Origin of the sequence: Rubrivivax sp. A210, assembly GCF_904426505.1 — a bacterium.
Lineage (GTDB): Bacteria > Pseudomonadota > Gammaproteobacteria > Burkholderiales > Burkholderiaceae_C > Rubrivivax.
On record NZ_CAJGBN010000034.1, the window covers coordinates 72643 to 88767 of the forward strand.

13 protein-coding genes and 1 other RNA gene are annotated in these 16125 nt (G+C 69.4%); 5 read left to right on the plus strand and 9 right to left on the minus strand.

Going from position 1 to position 16125, the window contains the following annotated elements:
* Nucleotides 1–8 precede the first annotated feature (8 nt).
* Nucleotides 9–382: a transfer-messenger RNA gene (ssrA, locus tag JMV16_RS16370) on the plus strand.
* A gap of 95 nt (nucleotides 383–477) precedes the next feature.
* Here ssrA and JMV16_RS16375 read toward each other — a convergent pair.
* Nucleotides 478–2094 carry a transglycosylase SLT domain-containing protein gene (locus JMV16_RS16375; RefSeq protein ID WP_201495371.1) on the minus strand — a complete coding sequence of 539 codons (1617 nt, stop codon included), beginning with the start codon at nucleotides 2092–2094 and terminating at the stop codon, nucleotides 478–480.
* Complete coding sequence (gene gloB, locus JMV16_RS16380) at nucleotides 2091–2861, minus strand: hydroxyacylglutathione hydrolase (protein ID WP_201495372.1); 771 nt, start codon at nucleotides 2859–2861, stop codon at nucleotides 2091–2093. The genes JMV16_RS16375 and gloB overlap by 4 nt, the downstream gene beginning before the upstream one ends.
* Between gloB and JMV16_RS16385 the strand changes: the two genes are divergently transcribed.
* The 4 genes from JMV16_RS16385 to JMV16_RS16400 all read left to right on the plus strand — a co-directional run bounded on the left by JMV16_RS16385 (nucleotide 2860) and on the right by JMV16_RS16400 (nucleotide 8537).
* Nucleotides 2860–3702, plus strand: a complete 843-nt coding sequence (locus JMV16_RS16385) for a class I SAM-dependent methyltransferase (RefSeq protein WP_201495373.1) — start codon at nucleotides 2860–2862, stop codon at nucleotides 3700–3702. The genes gloB and JMV16_RS16385 overlap by 2 nt on opposite strands.
* Entirely contained in the window at nucleotides 3702–4142 is a 441-nt protein-coding gene (gene rnhA, locus JMV16_RS16390) for a ribonuclease HI (RefSeq protein ID WP_201495374.1), read from the plus strand. Before JMV16_RS16385 ends, rnhA begins: the two co-directional genes overlap by 1 nt.
* 65 nt (nucleotides 4143–4207) lie before the next feature.
* Nucleotides 4208–5419: an efflux RND transporter periplasmic adaptor subunit gene (locus JMV16_RS16395; RefSeq protein WP_236580555.1), complete on the plus strand. Its 1212-nt coding sequence runs from the start codon at nucleotides 4208–4210 to the stop codon at nucleotides 5417–5419.
* A 22-nt stretch (nucleotides 5420–5441) separates the two neighbouring features.
* Nucleotides 5442–8537, plus strand: a complete 3096-nt coding sequence (locus tag JMV16_RS16400) for an efflux RND transporter permease subunit (RefSeq protein WP_201495375.1) — start codon at nucleotides 5442–5444, stop codon at nucleotides 8535–8537.
* Nucleotides 8538–8555: 18 nt separating this feature from the next.
* Here the strand turns inward: JMV16_RS16400 and JMV16_RS16405 are convergent, their stop codons facing one another.
* The 7 genes from JMV16_RS16405 to JMV16_RS16435 form a co-directional block, all read right to left on the minus strand.
* Nucleotides 8556–9563, minus strand: coding sequence for a 2-dehydropantoate 2-reductase (locus tag JMV16_RS16405; protein ID WP_201495376.1), 1008 nt, complete (start codon nucleotides 9561–9563; stop codon nucleotides 8556–8558).
* Nucleotides 9560–11080, minus strand: a complete 1521-nt coding sequence (locus JMV16_RS16410; RefSeq protein ID WP_201495377.1) for a tripartite tricarboxylate transporter permease — start codon at nucleotides 11078–11080, stop codon at nucleotides 9560–9562. The genes JMV16_RS16405 and JMV16_RS16410 overlap by 4 nt, the downstream gene beginning before the upstream one ends.
* A 4-nt stretch (nucleotides 11081–11084) precedes the next feature.
* Entirely contained in the window at nucleotides 11085–11594 is a 510-nt protein-coding gene (locus tag JMV16_RS16415; protein ID WP_201495378.1) for a tripartite tricarboxylate transporter TctB family protein, read from the minus strand.
* A gap of 9 nt (nucleotides 11595–11603) precedes the next feature.
* Nucleotides 11604–12605: a Bug family tripartite tricarboxylate transporter substrate binding protein gene (locus JMV16_RS16420; protein WP_201495379.1), complete on the minus strand. Its 1002-nt coding sequence runs from the start codon at nucleotides 12603–12605 to the stop codon at nucleotides 11604–11606.
* A 106-nt stretch (nucleotides 12606–12711) separates the two neighbouring features.
* Nucleotides 12712–14226 carry an acyl--CoA ligase gene (locus JMV16_RS16425; RefSeq protein WP_201495380.1) on the minus strand — a complete coding sequence of 505 codons (1515 nt, stop codon included), beginning with the start codon at nucleotides 14224–14226 and terminating at the stop codon, nucleotides 12712–12714.
* A gap of 29 nt (nucleotides 14227–14255) precedes the next feature.
* Nucleotides 14256–15398 carry a GTP 3',8-cyclase MoaA gene (gene moaA / locus JMV16_RS16430; RefSeq protein ID WP_201495381.1) on the minus strand — a complete coding sequence of 381 codons (1143 nt, stop codon included), beginning with the start codon at nucleotides 15396–15398 and terminating at the stop codon, nucleotides 14256–14258.
* Nucleotides 15399–15431: 33 nt separating this feature from the next.
* Nucleotides 15432–16058, minus strand: a complete 627-nt coding sequence (locus JMV16_RS16435) for a C40 family peptidase (RefSeq protein ID WP_201495382.1) — start codon at nucleotides 16056–16058, stop codon at nucleotides 15432–15434.
* Nucleotides 16059–16125: the final 67 nt, after the last annotated feature.

Here is a 16125-nt window from a genome sequence, read left to right on the forward strand (position 1 = left end):
CAAGGTCTGGGTCCGACCTGGCTTCGACGTGGGTGCGGAGTCGGCGCGGGGCATGCCGAGCACCAGTACGCTCGTAAATCCACTGGAAACAAAGTAACTGCGAACGATACTTCGTACGCCCTCGCCGCTTAAAACCGGTGAGCCTCGCAACAGTTGGCCGATGGGCTGGGTCTGAAGTCGCAAGACGGCAGGCTGCGAGGTCATACACATTGGCTCGTCCCGCAGCGCGTCATTCGTTGCGGGCCTAAAACCAAGTGACTCGGGGAACCGGTAGCGTGCTGCTGCGCGATCGGGGCCCTCAAACTCAAATCAGACAGCTACGCATGTAGAACCGTCCGGCGATGGCTTGCGGACGGGGGTTCGATTCCCCCCGGATCCACCATCTAGCGACGCCTCGACCGCCGACCGTGGTCGGGGCGTTCTTCTTTGTGCGACCCTCCAACGCGCTGCGCCGATCAGCGCAGCCAACTACCGACCTCAGCGCTGTATCGGCCGACCCGGCTGGCTGCTGGCGGCGACGCGCGTGCGTGCCGGCGGCGCGGCCTTGCGCTTGCGTGCCGCGGGTTGGCCGCCTTTTGTCGACTCCGCCAGCGCACGGACCTGGCCGGCGCGGCGCTCGGGCACGAAGGCGACGATGCTCTGGCCGGGCTTGAAGCGGGCCTGGGAGCCGACGCCATTCCAGCGCGCCAGGTCGGCGGCGGGCAGGCGCAGGCGTGCAGCCGCGGCGGCCACCGTCTCGCCCTGGCGGCCGGCCTTGAAATGCACCTGGCGCGGCGGCCGGGCCTCGGGGGTGAGCGAGATGCTGGCGTGCTCAGCCAGCAGTTCGGAGACATCGGCCGTGGCATGGGCGGCGCGCGGCACCAGCAGGGTGGAGCCGGACTTGATCAGCATGCGCGGCGGGATGGCGTTGAACTCGCGCAGGCGGACTTCGTCCATGCCGGTGAGGCGGGCCGCCTCGGCCGGCTTGAGGGTGCGCGGCGCAACCCAGGCGGTCCAGCTGGCCAGGGCGCCGCGGTGCGTGGCCAGCTCGCGCACGAACAGGTTGGCGTTGTCGTAGGGCAGCAGGATCTGCGGCGTGCCGGCGGCCAGGATGACCGGCTTGTTCATTTGCGGGTTGAGCTGCTGGAACTCGTCCAGCGTCAGCCCGGCCAAGCGCGCCGCCAGGGAGACGTCGATGTCGCGCTCGACCGCCACGCTCTGGAAGAAGGGGTGGTTCAGCAGCGGCGGCAGCGCCAGCGCATAGGCTTCGGGGCGCAGCACGATGTTCTTGATGGCCTGCAGCTTGGGCACGTAGTTGCGTGTCTCGTCGGGCATGCGCAGGCTGGCGTAGTCGGTCGCCAGGCCGGCCTTGCGATTGCGCGCCTGCGCCTTGAGCACGCTGCCCTGGCCCCAGTTGTAGGCGGCCAGCGCCAGCGGCCAGTCGCCGAACTGCACATAGAGCTGCTGCAGATAGTCCAGCGCAGCGCGGGTGGAGGCCAGCACGTCGCGGCGGTCGTCGCGGAAGATGTTCTGGCGCAGGTCGAAATCGCGCCCGGTGGCCGGCATGAACTGCCACATGCCCGAGGCGCGCGCACGCGACATGGCCTGCGGGTTGAAGGCGCTTTCGATGAAGGGCAGCAGGGCCAGTTCGGACGGCAGCTCGCGCTTCTCGACCTCATCGAGCACATGGTAGAGGTAGCGGCTGGCGCGCGCCGTCATGCGCTCGACGTATTCCGGCTGGTCGGCATAGAACTGTTCCCACTTGCGAACCAGCGGGCCATCGAGATCGTTGATCGTGAAGCCGCCGCGCAGCCGCAGCCAAAGGTCTCCGCGGGCCGCGGCTTCGTCGGCGTCCAGGCGGGCGCGTGCGGCGGGCGACCAGGACGGGGCTTCTTCGGTTTCAGCTGTCGCCACCGGGGCGGGTTCGCTTGCGGCGACGGCAGGCTGCACCAGGGGCGGGGCATCGGCCATGGGCTGGCTGTCGGTCAACTGGGCTTGCGTGGCGGCGGCAGCGGGCACGGCCTGCACGACGCTGGCGCAGCCGCCAGCCAGCGCCAGCATCAGCACCGCGGCCACTTTGCCGGCGGCGTGCCAGCGCTGGGTGAGGCTTGTCATCGGAAGCGGTTCTTCCATTCGCGCAGGGCGGTGAACACCGACAGCGCATCGTTGTCGGTGGCGCCCTCGGCTCGGGCGGACGCCGCCACCTCGGGCTCGCTGCAGCGCAGGAAAGGGTTGATCTCGAGTTCCATCCCCAGCATTGCGGGCAGGGTGGGCACGCCCGCGGCACGCCGGCCCTGGCATTGCGCCTCATAGGCGGCGCGGCGTGCATTGCCGGGCTCGACGGCGGCGGCAAAGCGCAGGTTGGACAGCGTGTACTCGTGGGTGCAGCACACCTGGGTGTCCGGCGGCAGTGCGGCGAGCTTGGAAAGCGACGCGAGCATCTGCGCCGGCGTGCCTTCGAAGAGGCGGCCGCAGCCGGCCGAGAAGAGCGTGTCGCCGCAAAAAAGGAAGGGCGCCGCACCGGCACCCGCCTGCAAATAAGCGATGTGGCCGGCGGTATGGCCGGGCACGTCGAGGATGTCGAAGACCTGGCCGAGAACTTCGATGCGCTCGCCTTCGATGAGGCGATGCACCGGCTCGGGCAGGGCCTCGCTGGCGGGGCCGTAGACGGGGCCTTGCAGGCGCGGCCTCAAGGCATCGACGCCGCCGACATGGTCGGCATGGTGGTGCGTCACTAGAATCGCGCGCAGTTCCAGCCCGAGGCGGTCAAGCGCTTGGATCACCGGGCCTGCATCGCCCGGATCGACCACCGCGGCGCTGGTGCCGTCGTGCAGCATCCAGATGTAGTTGTCGGCGAAGGCGGGCAGCGCTAGGAGATTCATGACGCGTGAAGAGTCGATTATAGAGTTGGGGGATTGGCTGAGGACCCCTCCTGGCCAGTACCTGCTGGGCTGGGAACAGCAAGGTCTGGATCAGGCGGTGACAGATGCCTTCGGCTTCCATGCCCTGCAGCTGGGCCTGCCCGAACTGGACGGCTTGCGCGCCAACCGCATGCCGCACCGCTGGGTGGCCAGCGACATCCTGCAGGTGCCCGAGTCGCTGGCACTGCCGCCGCCCATGGACGCGTTGATCAGTACGCTGCCGTCGCCTGAGGCGGTGAGCCTTCACTGCGAGTTCGACGCCTTGCCCTTTCCCGATGCCAGCATCGATCTCGCCGTGCTGCCGCACGCGCTGGAGTTGGCGCGCGACCCGCATCACACCCTGCGCGAGGTCGAGCGCGTGCTGGTGCCCGAGGGCCGTGTCGTCATCGCCGGCTTCAACCCGGCCAGCCTGTGGGGCCTGCGCCAGAATGCCGGCCGCCTGCGTCGCAGCCTGGGCCAGGGGCGCGAGCGCGACCTCTTCCTGCCGCAGGCGGGCGATTTCATCGGCTACTGGCGGCTGCGCGACTGGCTGCGCCTGCTCGGCTTCGAGGTCGAGCTGGGCCGTTTTGGCTGCTGGAGGCCGCCCTTGAACAGCGCGGCATGGCTGGAGCGCTTTGCCTGGATGGAACCCATAGGCGAGCGCTGGTGGCCGGTGCTGGGGGCCCTGTATTTCGTGGTCGCCGTCAAGCGCGTGCGGGGCATGCGCCTGGTGGGCCTGGTGCGCAAGGAGCGCCGCAAGCCCATGGCGGCACCGGCCGTGGTGGCCAACCGCCGCCGCAATGCCATCGAACTGGAGCATTGATGTCCGAAGTGGTGATTTATGCCGACGGCGCGTGTCGCGGCAATCCGGGGCCCGGAGGCTGGGGCGCCTGGTTGAAGAGCGGCGAGCACGAGCGCGAGATGTTCGGCGGCGAGACGCTCACCACCAACAACCGCATGGAGCTGACCGCGGTGATCGAGGCCCTGGCCTCGCTCAAGCGGCGCTGCGCGGTGACCATCTACACCGACAGCGAGTACGTCAAGAACGGCATCACGACCTGGATCCACGGCTGGAAGAAACGCGGCTGGCTCACGGCCGACAAGAAGCCGGTGAAGAACATGGAGCTGTGGCAGCGCCTGGATACGCTCAATGCTGCGCATGCGGTGCAGTGGCGCTGGGTCAAGGGCCATGCCGGTGACCCCGGCAACGAGCGCGCCGACCGCCTGGCCAACCGCGGCGTCGATTCGGTGCTCGGCGCCTAGCCGCCAGCCCGGCAGGCAATGGAACGGGCCGTTACAGTGCGGGCTTCGCATATCCGGCGCGAGCCTTGAACTTGAAGAAGATCCACACCCTCGTCGCCGTGATCGGCATCGCGGCCGCCGGCGCCGCCGCCTGGTGGTGGCAGAACGGTGCGGGTGCCGCTCGTGGCGGCCTGGTCGACGCTGCCGCCGTGGCCGCCAGCGGCGCGGCCACGCGCACAGGGCCGGGTGCGCCGGTGCCGGCCCAGGGCGGCGGACCGGCCCCGGTGGAAGTGGCGCGGGCCGAACGCGCCCGCCTGGTCGATGACGTGATGGCGGTGGGCTCGCTCAAGGCCGGCCAGGGCGTGATGCTGCGTCCCGAGGTCTCGGGCCGCATCGCCAGCCTGGGCTTTGCCGATGGCGCGCGGGTCAAGCGCGGGCAGTTGCTGGTGCAACTGGACGACACGCTGCAGCAGGCCCAGCTCAAGCAGGCCGAGGCCCAGGCCGGCATCGCCCGCACCAACCTGCAACGCAGCCGCGAATTGCTGGGCCAGGGTTTCGTCAGCGCCAGCGCGGTCGACCAGAACCTGGCCGCGCTGGACGTCGCCGAGGCCCAGGTGGCGCTGGCGCGCGCCCAGCTCGGCCGCATGAAGGTGCTGGCGCCCTTCGATGGCACTGCCGGGCTGCGTGCGGTGAACGTGGGCGACTACGTGAAGGACGGCGCCGACCTCGTCAACATCGAGGACCTGAGCTCGCTCACGGTGCAGTTCGCCGTGCCCGAGCGCGTGCTCAACCGCCTGCGCGCTGGCCTGCCGGTGGAGGTGACGCTGGACGCGCTGCCCGGCCGCACTTTCAAGGGCCGCGTGCTGGCCATCGACGCGGCGGTGGATGCCAACGGTCGCGCGCTGCAGGTCTCGGCCCATGTCGAGAACCCCGGGGCCCTGCTGCGCCCGGGCATGTTCGCGCGCCCGCGCGTCGTCTTCGCGGTGCGCGACAACGCGGTACTGGTGCCCGAAGAAGCGGTGGTGCCGCTGGGCGGCAAGCAGATGGTGTTCAAGGTGGTCGAGGGTGCCGGCGGCAAGAAGCAGACGCAGCGGCTGGAGGCGCGCCTGGGCTTGCGCCTGCCGGGCAAGGTGGAGATCCTCGAAGGCCTGAAGCCGGGTGACGCCGTCGTCACCGCCGGCCATGGGCGGCTGCTGCGCGGCGACGGTGTGCCAGTACGCACCATCGATCTTGACCGGCTCGCGGCGCCGGCCCTGGCCGCTTCGGCGCCTGCCTCGGCGCCCGCGCGCCTGCCCTGAGCCTGACGGACCGGATCCCACGATGCGACTGTCGGAGACCTCCATACGCCGTCCGGTGCTGGCCACCGTGATGTCGCTGCTGCTGGTGCTGATCGGCCTGGTCTCGTTCAAGCAGCTCAGCCTGCGCGAGTACCCGCGCATCGACGAGCCGCTGGTCAACGTCAGCACGCGGCTGCTCGGTGCTTCGTCGGAGGTGATCGAGTCGCAGGTGACCAAGCCGCTGGAAGACTCCATCGCCGGCATCGACGGCGTCGACATCATGACCTCGGTGTCGCGCACCGAGAGCAGCCAGATCACGGTGCGCTTCCGCCTCAGCAAGGACCCCGACACCGCCGCGGCCGAGGTGCGCGACCGTGTGGCGCGCGTGCGAGGCCGCCTGCCCGAGGCCGCCGACGAGCCGGTGATCGCGAAGGTCGAGGCCGATGCCACGCCCACCATCTGGCTGGCCTTTGCCAGCGAGACCATGGGCCCGCTGGAGCTGACCGACCTGATCAACCGCGTCGTCAAGCCGCGCCTGCAGACCATACCCGGCGTGGCCGATGTGCAGATCGGTGGCGATCGCAAGTTCGCGATGCGCATCTGGGTCGACGCCGAGAAGCTGGCCGGCTACCGCCTGGCGGTGCAGGACGTCGAAGATGCGTTGCGCAAGCAGAACCTCGAGGTGCCGGCCGGCCGCATCGAGAGCCGGCAGCGCGAGTTCAGCGTCACCGCGCGCACCGATCTCAACACGGTGGCGCAGTTCGCGCAGATCGCGCTCAAGACCGTGGGCGGCTACACCGTGCGCCTGGCCGACGTGGCACGCATCGAGGAGGCGGCGGCCAGCGAGCGCAGCCGCGTGCGCCTGAACGGCGTGCCCAGCATCAGCACCGGCGTCATCCGCAATGCCACGGCCAATCCGCTGGAGGTGGCCGACGGCGTGCGCGCCGCGATGCCGCTGATCCAGCGCGACCTGCCGGCCAGCGTCAAGGTGATACAGGCCAACGACCTCTCGGTCTTCATCGACCGCTCGATCAAGGCCGTCTACAAGACCGTCATCGAGGCGGTGGTGTTGGTGGCTCTGGTGGTGTTCGTCTTCCTGCGCACGCTGCGCGCCTCCATCATTCCGCTGGTGACGATTCCGGTCAGCCTGGTCGGCGCCTTTGCCCTCATCGCGCTGGCCGGCTTCACCGTCAACACGCTCACGCTGCTGGCCCTGGTGCTGGCCATAGGCCTGGTGGTGGACGACGCCATCGTCGTGCTCGAGAACATCTTCCGCCACATCGAGGAAGGCCTGCCGCCCTTCCAGGCCGCCATCAAGGGCGTGCATGAGATCAGCTTCGCGGTGGTGGCGATGACGCTCACGCTGGCGGCGGTGTTCGCGCCGCTGGCCTTTACGCCCGGCCGCACCGGGCGCTTGTTCGGCGAGTTTGCGCTCACGCTGGCCGGCGCGGTGCTGGTCTCGGGCTTCGTGGCGCTGACGCTGACGCCGATGATGTGCAGCAAGCTGCTGCGCCACAACGCGCGCCCGACCTGGTTCGACCGCACCGGCGAGGCCTCGCTGGTGTGGTTGGCCCACGTCTACGGCCGCTTGCTGCGCTGGACGCTGGCGCGGCGCTGGCTGATGGTGGGCGTGATGCTGGCCAGCGGCGCCGGCAGCGGGTGGTTGTTCAGCCACGCCAAGAGCGAGCTGTCGCCGCTGGAAGACCGAGGCGTGATCGCCATGCCCATACGCGCGCCCGACGGCGCCACGCTGGAATACACGGCGCGCTACCTCGATGCGCTGGAAGGCATCGCCTCGCAATACCCCGAGTTCGACCGCCGCTTCCTCTTCATGGGCGGCGGCCAGGTGTCCAGCGCCTTTGGCGTGCTGCGCACCGTCGACTGGAGCGAGCGCACGCGCACCACGCCCCAGCTGGCCCAGCTGCTGCTGCCGCAGGTGATGGCCTTGCCGGGCATCAGCGTGTTTCCGGTGACGCCGCCCAGCCTGGGCCAGGGCTTCCGCGAGCGCTCGATCAACTTCGTGCTCGTCAGCGGCGACAGCTACCCCAACATGGCACGCACGGCCCAGGCCATGCTGGCCGAGATGCAGAAGAACCCCGGCATCGTGCAGCCCGACAGCGACCTGCAGCTCAACAAGCCCGAGATCTTCATTGACGTCGACCGCGCCCGCGCCGCCGACATGGGGGTCTCGGTGGAGGCGGTGGCGCGCACCGTCGAGACCATGCTGGGAGGCCGCGTCGTCACGCGCTACAAGCGCGATGCCGAGCAGTACGACGTGCTGGTGCAGACCAATGCCGAGGGCCGCGCCACGCCCGAGGACATTGATCGCATCTTCGTGCGCGGCCGCAACGACGTGATGGTGCCGCTGTCGGCCCTGGTCAGGGTGCGCGAATCGGTGAGCCCGCGCGAGCTGAACCACTTCAACCAGCGCCGCAGCGTCACCCTCACCGCCAACCTGGCGCCGGGCTATGCGCTGGGCGAGGCGCTGGAGTACATGAACGAGGCCGCGGCGCGCGTGCTGCCGCCGGGCTATGCCACCGAGCTGAACGGCGTCAGCCGCGAGTTCCGCTCATCGTCGGGCTCGCTGGGGCTGGTCTTCGTGCTGGCACTGCTCTTCATCTTCCTCGTGCTCTCGGCGCAGTTCGAGAGCTTCGTCGACCCCTTCGTGATCCTGCTCTCGGTGCCGCTGTCCATGGTGGGCGCGCTAGGGGCTTTGCAGCTCTCGGGCGGCACGCTCAATGTCTTCTCGCAGATCGGCCTCATCACGCTGGTGGGCCTGATCACCAAGCACGGCATCCTGATCGTCGAATTCAGCAACCAGCTGCGCCGCCAGGGCCGCCCGGTGATGGACGCCGTGGCCGAGGCCGCGACGCTGCGCCTGCGCCCCATCATGATGACCACCGGCGCCATGGTGCTGGGCGCGCTGCCATTGGCGCTGGCCACCGGCGCCGGTGCCGAGAGCCGGCAGCAGATCGGGTGGGTCATCGTCGGCGGCATGCTGGTGGGCACGGCGCTGACCATCTTCGTCGTGCCCACGGTCTACACGTTGTTCGCACGCCGCGCCGTGCCCGGCGAAATCACGACGCCGTCTGACGAGAGCGGCCCCGCTGCCGAGCCGGCGGCCGTGGCGCACGGCTGAGGCCGGCGCCGCGCTTTCTCAGCCGGCCTGCACTGCCAGCCGCCCACCCTGGGCGGCCAGCGTCTGCGCCAGCAGGCTGGTGGCGGCGTGGATGGCCTCGATGGTGGGCGTGGCCACGCCGGCGATGCGGCCGAGCTCGATCACCGCGCCCACCAGGGCCTCGAGCTCGAGGGCGCGGCCGTGTTCCACGTCCTGCAGCATCGAGGTCTTGTGCGCGCCCACGGCCTCGGCGCCGGCGATGCGCTGCTCAAGGCTGATCTTGAACACCACGCCCAGGGCCTCGGCCACGGCCCTGGCCTCGACCATCATGCGCGCGGCCAGCTCGCGCGTGGGCGGGTGGCGGCAGATGTCCTGCAGCGTGGCATGGGTCAGCGCCGAGATCGGGTTGAAGCTGAGATTGCCCCAGAGCTTGACCCAGATCTCGCCGCGGATGTCGCGGCTCACCGGGCTCTTGAAGCCGGCCTTCATCATGGCCTTGGACAGCGCTTCGACGCGCTCGCTGCGGCTGCCGTCGAGCTCGCCCAGGCTGAAGCGGTTGCCCTCGATCACGCGCACCACGCCCGGCGCCACCAGCTCGCTGGCCGGGTAGACCACGCTGCCGATGATGCGCGCGGGCTCGATGGCGGCGGCGATGGCGCCGTCGGGGTCGAGGCTGGCCAGGCTGCGCCCCTCGTGCGGGCCAGCGAGCCGGTGGAAATACCACCAGGGCACGCCGTTGATCATGGTCACCACCACCGTCTGCGGGCCGAACAGGCCGCGCAGCCCGGGCAGCAGGTCGCGCACCTGGTGGGCCTTCACGGTGAGCAGCACGGCGTCCTGCGGCCCGGCCTCGGCCGGCTCCTGCACCGCGCGCACGGCGGCGGCATGCAGCTCGCTGCCGTCCTCTTGCAGGAGGCGGAAGCCGTTCGCGTTGATGGCCGCGAGGTTGCGGTTGCGCGCGATGAAGGTGACTTCCTCGCCCGCCAACGACAGGCGGGCGCCGAGATAGCCGCCGATGGCACCGGCGCCGACGATGGCGATCTTCATGCGGCCCTCCCGAAAGAGCGGCGTTCGTGGGCCCGGGCCAGCTTCTTGGCAAAGCCCCACAACGGCCACAGCAGCAGCGCCAGCGCCAATGCGGTGATGCCGCCGACGAGGCCGTTGGACCAGAAGATGGAGAGGCTGCCCTGGCTGGACAGCATGGCCTGGCGGAAGCTGCTTTCGGCCATGTCGCCCAGCACCAGGGCCAGCACCATGGGCGCCATCGGGTAGCGCAGCTTCTTGAACAGGTAGCCGACGACGCCGAACACCACCATCAGGTAGACGTCGAACATCGAGCTGTGCACGGTGTAGGCGCCGATGGCGCAGATGACGATGATCACCGGCCCGATGATCGAGAACGGCACACGCAGGATGGCGGCCCACCACGGCACCGTGGTCAGCACGACGATGAGGCCGACGATGTTGCCGATGTACATGCTGGCGATCAGGCCCCAGACGAATTCCTTCTGCTCGATGAAGAGCATGGGCCCGGGCTGGAGGCCCCAGATCAGCAGGCCGCCCAGCAGCACGGCGGCGGTGGGCGAACCGGGAATGCCCAGCGTCAGCATGGGCAGCAGGGCCGATGTGCCGGCCGCGTGCGCGGCGGTCTCGGGCGCAACCACGCCCTCGATGCGGCCCTTGCCGAAGGACTCGGGATCCTTGGACAGGCGCCGCGCCATGCCATAGCTCATGAAGGAGGCTGGCGTGGCGCCGCCGGGCGTGATGCCCATCCAGCAGCCCACGGCCACGCTGCGCAGGAAGAGCTTCCAATGCTTGATCAACTCGCCCCAGGTCTGCCAGACGACCTTGAAATCGATCTTCGCGCTCTTGCCCTTGAAGGCCAGGCCCTCTTCCATCGTGAGCAGGATCTCGCCGATGCCGAAGAGGCCGATCACCGCGATCAGGAAGTCGAAGCCCTTGAGCAGCTCGGGCACGCCATAGGTCATGCGCAGCTGGCCGGTGACGTTGTCCATGCCGACGGCGGCGAGCGCAAAGCCCAGCATCATGGCAGCGATGGTCTTGGCCGGTGGCTCCTTGCTCATGCCGACGAAGCTGCAGAAGGTGAGCAACTGCACCGCGAAGAACTCGGCAGGGCCGAACTTGAGCGCGAACTTGGCCAGGAGCGGCGCCGTGAAAGTGATCAAGAGCACGGCGAACATGGCGCCGACGAAGCTGGACGTGAAGGCCGCCGTCAGTGCCTGCGCCGCGCGGCCCTGCTGGGCCATGGGGTAGCCGTCGAAGGTTGTGGCCACGCTCCAGGGTTCGCCCGGGATGTTGAACAGGATGGAGGTGATAGCGCCGCCGAACAGCGCGCCCCAGTAGATGCAGCTCAGCATGATGATGGCCGAGACCGGGTTCATGCTGAAGGTGAGCGGCAGCAGGATGGCCACGCCGTTGGCGCCACCCAGGCCCGGCAGCACGCCGATCAGCACGCCCAGCGTGATGCCGACCAGCATGAAGCCCAGGTTGGGCAGGGTCAGCGCGACGCCGAAGCCGTGGAAGAGGTTTTGAAGCTCGTCCATCGTGCTACAGCCCCAGCAGGGCGGCCAACGGTCCCTTGGGCAGGGGCACGAGGAACCAGCGCTCGAAGACGGCGAACACCGCCAGCGGCACGCCCAGGGCTACGCCGGCGGTCAGCGCGAGGCCATGGCGGCCGTGGCGGCGCATGAAATAGCCGATCAGCAGCGCCGAGGCAATGTAGATGCCGCTGACGCGGATGAGCGCCACATAGACCACCATGGGCAGCAGCACCGCCATCACCATGCGCAGCTGCGCGCGCTCGGCAAAGGGCTGGAGCTTGCGCCATTGCCACAGTTGCACGCCGGCGGTCCACAGGCTGGCGCCGAGCAGGGCGAGGCCGATGTAGAAGGGGAAATAGCCCGAGCGCGGGCCGTCGTCGGCCCAGCCCGTGCCCACGCGCAGGCTGTCGGTGATGACAGTCAGCGCCAGCGCCGCCAGGCCCAGGGCGGTCAGCAGCTCGGGCCAGCGCGTGGCCACCGCCGGCTCGGCGCCGGCGTTCTCTGCGGGGTCGCTCATGGCCCCGGATCAGTTGGCCAGGAAGCCGGCGTCGCGCATCAGCGTGCGGTGCATCTGCTCGGCCTTGGCCAGCCAGTCGAAGTATTCCTGGCCGCTCATCACCGTCTGCTTGAAGGCGCCCTTGGCCATGAAGTCCTTCCACTCGGGCAGCGCGCGCACCTTGGCCAGCAGGTCAACGTAGAACTTCGTCTGCTCGGGCGTGACTCCCGGCGGCATGAAGATGCCGCGCAGCATCAGGTATTCGATGGGAATGCCGGCGCTGGCGCAGGTGGGCAGGTCGGCCCAGCTTTGCGCCGTGGTGACCTTGCCGGCATAGGGCAGCTTCTGCGCGTCCATCACGCACAGCGCGCGCAGCTTGCCGGCGCGCCAGTGGCTTTCGGCCTCGATGGGGTTGTTGACGGTGGCGTCCACATGCTTGCCCACCAGCTGGGTGGCGACCTGGCCGCCGCCGCCATAGGGGATGTAGATGAGCTTCTTGCCGGCGGCCTTCTCAAGCATCACCGTGATGATCTGGTCTTCCTGCTTGCTGCCGGTGCCGCCCACCTTGAGGGCGCGGTCGGAGCCGCCTTTGACGGCGTCGAAGAAGGCCTTGGGCGTCTGCCAGGGCGATTCGGCATTCACCCACAACACGAACTGGTCGAGCGCCAGCATGCTCACCGGGGTCAGGTCGCGCCAGTTGAAGGGCACGGCCGTGCCCAGCGGCGTGGTGAACAGGTTGGACAACGTAATGACGATCTTATGGGGATTGCCCTTGTCGCCCTTGACGTCGAGAAAGCCCTCCGCGCCGGCGCCGCCGCCCTTGTTGACGACGATGATGGGCTGCTTCATCAACTGGTTCTTGGCCACCACGCCCTGGATGAAGCGCGCCATCTGGTCGGCACCACCGCCGGTGCCGGCCGGCACCACGAACTCGACCGGCTTGGCCGGCTCCCAGGCAAGCGCAGGCAATGCAGAAAAGGCGAGCGAAAGGGCGATCAAAGGGGCCGCGATGCGGGGGCCGGACAACTTCATCTGCTACTCCATGAACACAGGGATGCGGCCGACTCTAGACGGCCTGTGTGTGTCAGGCTATTAAGACTTTACCGATGTGGTGCATCAGCAAAGCCTTAATGCGGGTTCACCCCAGGCCGAGCTTGGCCGCCAGGCCTATGCGCTGCAGCTTGCCGGTGGCGCCCTTGGGAATCTCGTCCATGAAGAGGATCTTCTTGGGCACCTTGAAGTCGGCGGCGCGCTTGGCCACGAAGTCCTGCAACTCGCGCTCGCTCGCGGCCTGGCCCTCGCGCAGCACCACCACCGCGGCCACTTCCTCGCCCAGCTTGGGGTGGGGCATGCCGAAGCAAACGACCTGGGCTACGGCCGCATGGTCCATCAGGATCTCGTCGACCTCGCGCGGGCTGATCTTCTCGCCGCCGCGGTTGATGATTTCCTTCAGGCGGCCGGTGAGGCTGAGGTAGCCGTCGGCGTCCATCTGGCCCTGGTCGCCGGTGCGGAACCAGCCGTTGATGAAGGCCTCGGCATTGGCCTTGGGGTTGCTCTCGTAGCCGGCCGTGACATTGGCGCCGCGGATCACGATCTCGCCGATACCGCCGCGCGGCAGCAGGCTGCCGTCCTCGCCCATGATGGCGATCTCGGGCCCGGCCGGCAGACCCACGGCGCCGGGCTTGCGCACGGCCGGCGGCAGCGGGTTGCTGGCCATCTGGTGCGTGGCCTCGGTCATGCCGTAGGCCTCGATCAGCGGTGCGCCGAAGACCTCTTCGAGTTCGCGTATCACCTGTGGCGGCATCGAGCTGCTGCTGCTGCGCATGAATCGCAGCGGGTGGCGCTTGATGATCTCGGTGTTCTTGCCGGCGCGGCCGACGATGGCCTGGTGCATGGTCGGCACGGCCGTGTACCAGGTGGGGCGGGCCTCGTCCATCCAGGCGAAGAACTTGAGCGCGTTGAAGCCCGGCGTGCAGAAGACCTTGGAGCCAGCCGCCAGCGGCGCCAGCACGCCGGCGATGAGGCCGTGGATGTGGAACAGCGGCATGATGTTGAGGCCGCAGTCACCGGGCCTGAACTGCAGCGTGGCCGCGATATTGCGCGCCGAAGCGCAGAGATTGGCCTGGCTCAGCGGCACGATCTTGGGCCGCGAGGTCGTGCCCGAGGTGTGCAGCACCATCGATTCGTCCTGCGGCGTGGCCGGCCCTCCTGTGCTGGAGGGCGTGCCGCCGCCGCCATCGCGCGGGCGCAGCGTGAAGTCGCCCGCGGCCTCGCCAGCCACCAGGTCGATCAGGCGCACGCCCAGTTTCTGCGCCACGGCGATGGCCGGCGAGGCGCTGTCGTGCTCGACGATCAAGGCCTTGGCGTGCAGGTCGGAGAGGTAGAACTCGAACTCGTCGGCGCGGTAGGCCGGGTTCAGCGGCGCGGTGGCCACGCCGCAGGCGGCGCCCAGGAAGCAGGTCGCCATCTCGGGGCCGTTGGCGAGCACGATGGCGACACGGTCGTTGCGGCCTATGCCCAGGCCGTTCAGCGTGGCCAGCGTGCGCGCGATGAGTTCACGCAGGCCGGCGTAGCTGAGGGCAGGGCGGCCGGGGGCGGCAATGGCAGGGGCATCGGCGGCGGCCGCGCCCAGCATCTCGAGCAGGGTTTGCATCGGGTTCAACTTCCTTGGGATGGGGCGGCTCAGCCGCCGATGTAATGCATTTCAACGCGGCGCTCGCCGCTGCCGGCATCGGCCTGGTTCGCGCCGCGCAGCTCGGAGTAGCGGTCTTCGCGCTCGCCCCAGACCAGGCCGATGGCGGCCGCGATCTGGGCATCGTTCCAGGCCTGGCCATCGGGCGAGCGGCCGCGCAACAGGGCGCGCAGGTCGTGGCCGCGGCTGGCGAAAAGGCACAGGAAGAGCTTGCCCTCGGTGGACAGGCGGGCGCGGTTGCAGTCGCTGCAGAAGGCCTGGGTGACGCTGCTGATGACGCCGATCTCGCCGCGGCCGTCGGTGTAGCGCCAGCGCGAGGCGGTCTCGCCGGGGGCCGAGGCCGCCAGTGGCACGATGCCGAACGCCTCGTCCAGGCGCGCCAGCACCTCCTGCGAAGGCAGCACCTCGTCCATGCGCCAGCCATTGCTGCTGCCGACGTCCATGTACTCGATGAAGCGCAGCACGACGCGCGGGCCGTAGTGCTCGCGCACATGGCGGGCCAGCGGCAGGATCTGGTCGTCGTTGGTACCGCGCTTGACGACCATGTTCACCTTCACCGGCGCCAGCCCCACGCGCAGCGCCGCGTCGATGCCGGCCAGCACGTCGGCGACGGGGAAGTCGACGTCGTTCATGCGCTTGAACACGGCGTCATCCAGGCCGTCCAGGCTGACGGTGACGCGCTCCAGCCCGGCATCGCGCAGCGCCTGCGCCTTGCGCGCCAGCAGCGAGCCATTGGTGGTGAGCGTGATGTCCAGCGGCCGGCCCTCGGGCGTGCGCAGCGCCGCCAGCTGGGCCACCAGCACCTCGAGGTTCTTGCGCAGCAGCGGTTCGCCGCCGGTCAGGCGCAGCTTGACCACGCCGTGGGCGACGAAGAGGCGGGCCAGGCGCGCGATCTCCTCGAAGCTCAGCAGCGAGGCTTGGGGCAGGAAGCGGTAGTCGCGGTCGAACACTTCCTTGGGCATGCAGTAGCCGCAGCGGAAGTTGCAGCGGTCGGTGACCGAGATGCGCAGGTCGCGCAGCGGCCGGCCGCGGCGGTCGGACAGCAGCCCGTTGGGAACCAGCGGCGCCTCGGGCACGCGCGGCAACTCGGCGGCATAGCGAAGATCGGCCAGCGGTATGAAGGTCTCACCCATGGCGAGATTGTGCCGCCGGCACCGCTGCAAGCCTCATCGCGGCGAGTCAACCCCTGCCGCGGTATCGGCCGCCGCCGAGCCCGAGGCGGCCGCCGCCGGTGCCTCGGCGCGGCGCGCGCCGTTGAAGCGCTTGACCCAGTAGGCCTGTCGCATGTCTTCGATGCGCACCTCGCCGCCGGCACGCGGCGCGTGGATGAAGCGGCCTTCGCCGACATAGATGCCGACGTGGGAGAAGGCGCGCCTCAAGGTGTTGAAGAAGACCAGGTCGCCCGGCTTCAGGTCTTCGCGCGCCACCTGCAGCAGGCCGGCTTCGCGCGCCTGTTGGTCGGCGCGGCGCGGCAGCACCAGGCCGACGCTGCGCTCGAAGACGTGGCGGGTAAAGCCGCTGCAGTCGAAGCCCTGCTCGGCGCTGTTGCCGCCGCGGCGGTAGCGCACGCCGAGGAAGTTCATCGCCGACATCACGAGATCGGAAGCCGCGTCGCGCACCTGCTGCACCAGCGGGCTGGACTCGATCTGGCCGGCGCTGGGCAGCAGGCCCTTGTCCTGAAGCATCTGCAGCACGGCGTCGCCCGGTGCTGGCTCGGCATGCAGCGGCGCGGCGCTGCACAGCAGGCAGGCGGCGAAGGCAAGGTTCAGGAAGAGAGCGGCGGGCTGTCGCATCGGCCGGGCAGGATAGCAGCCGAGGGGGGGCCGTCAACACGGCAAACCCGTGGCAGCATGGCGGCCC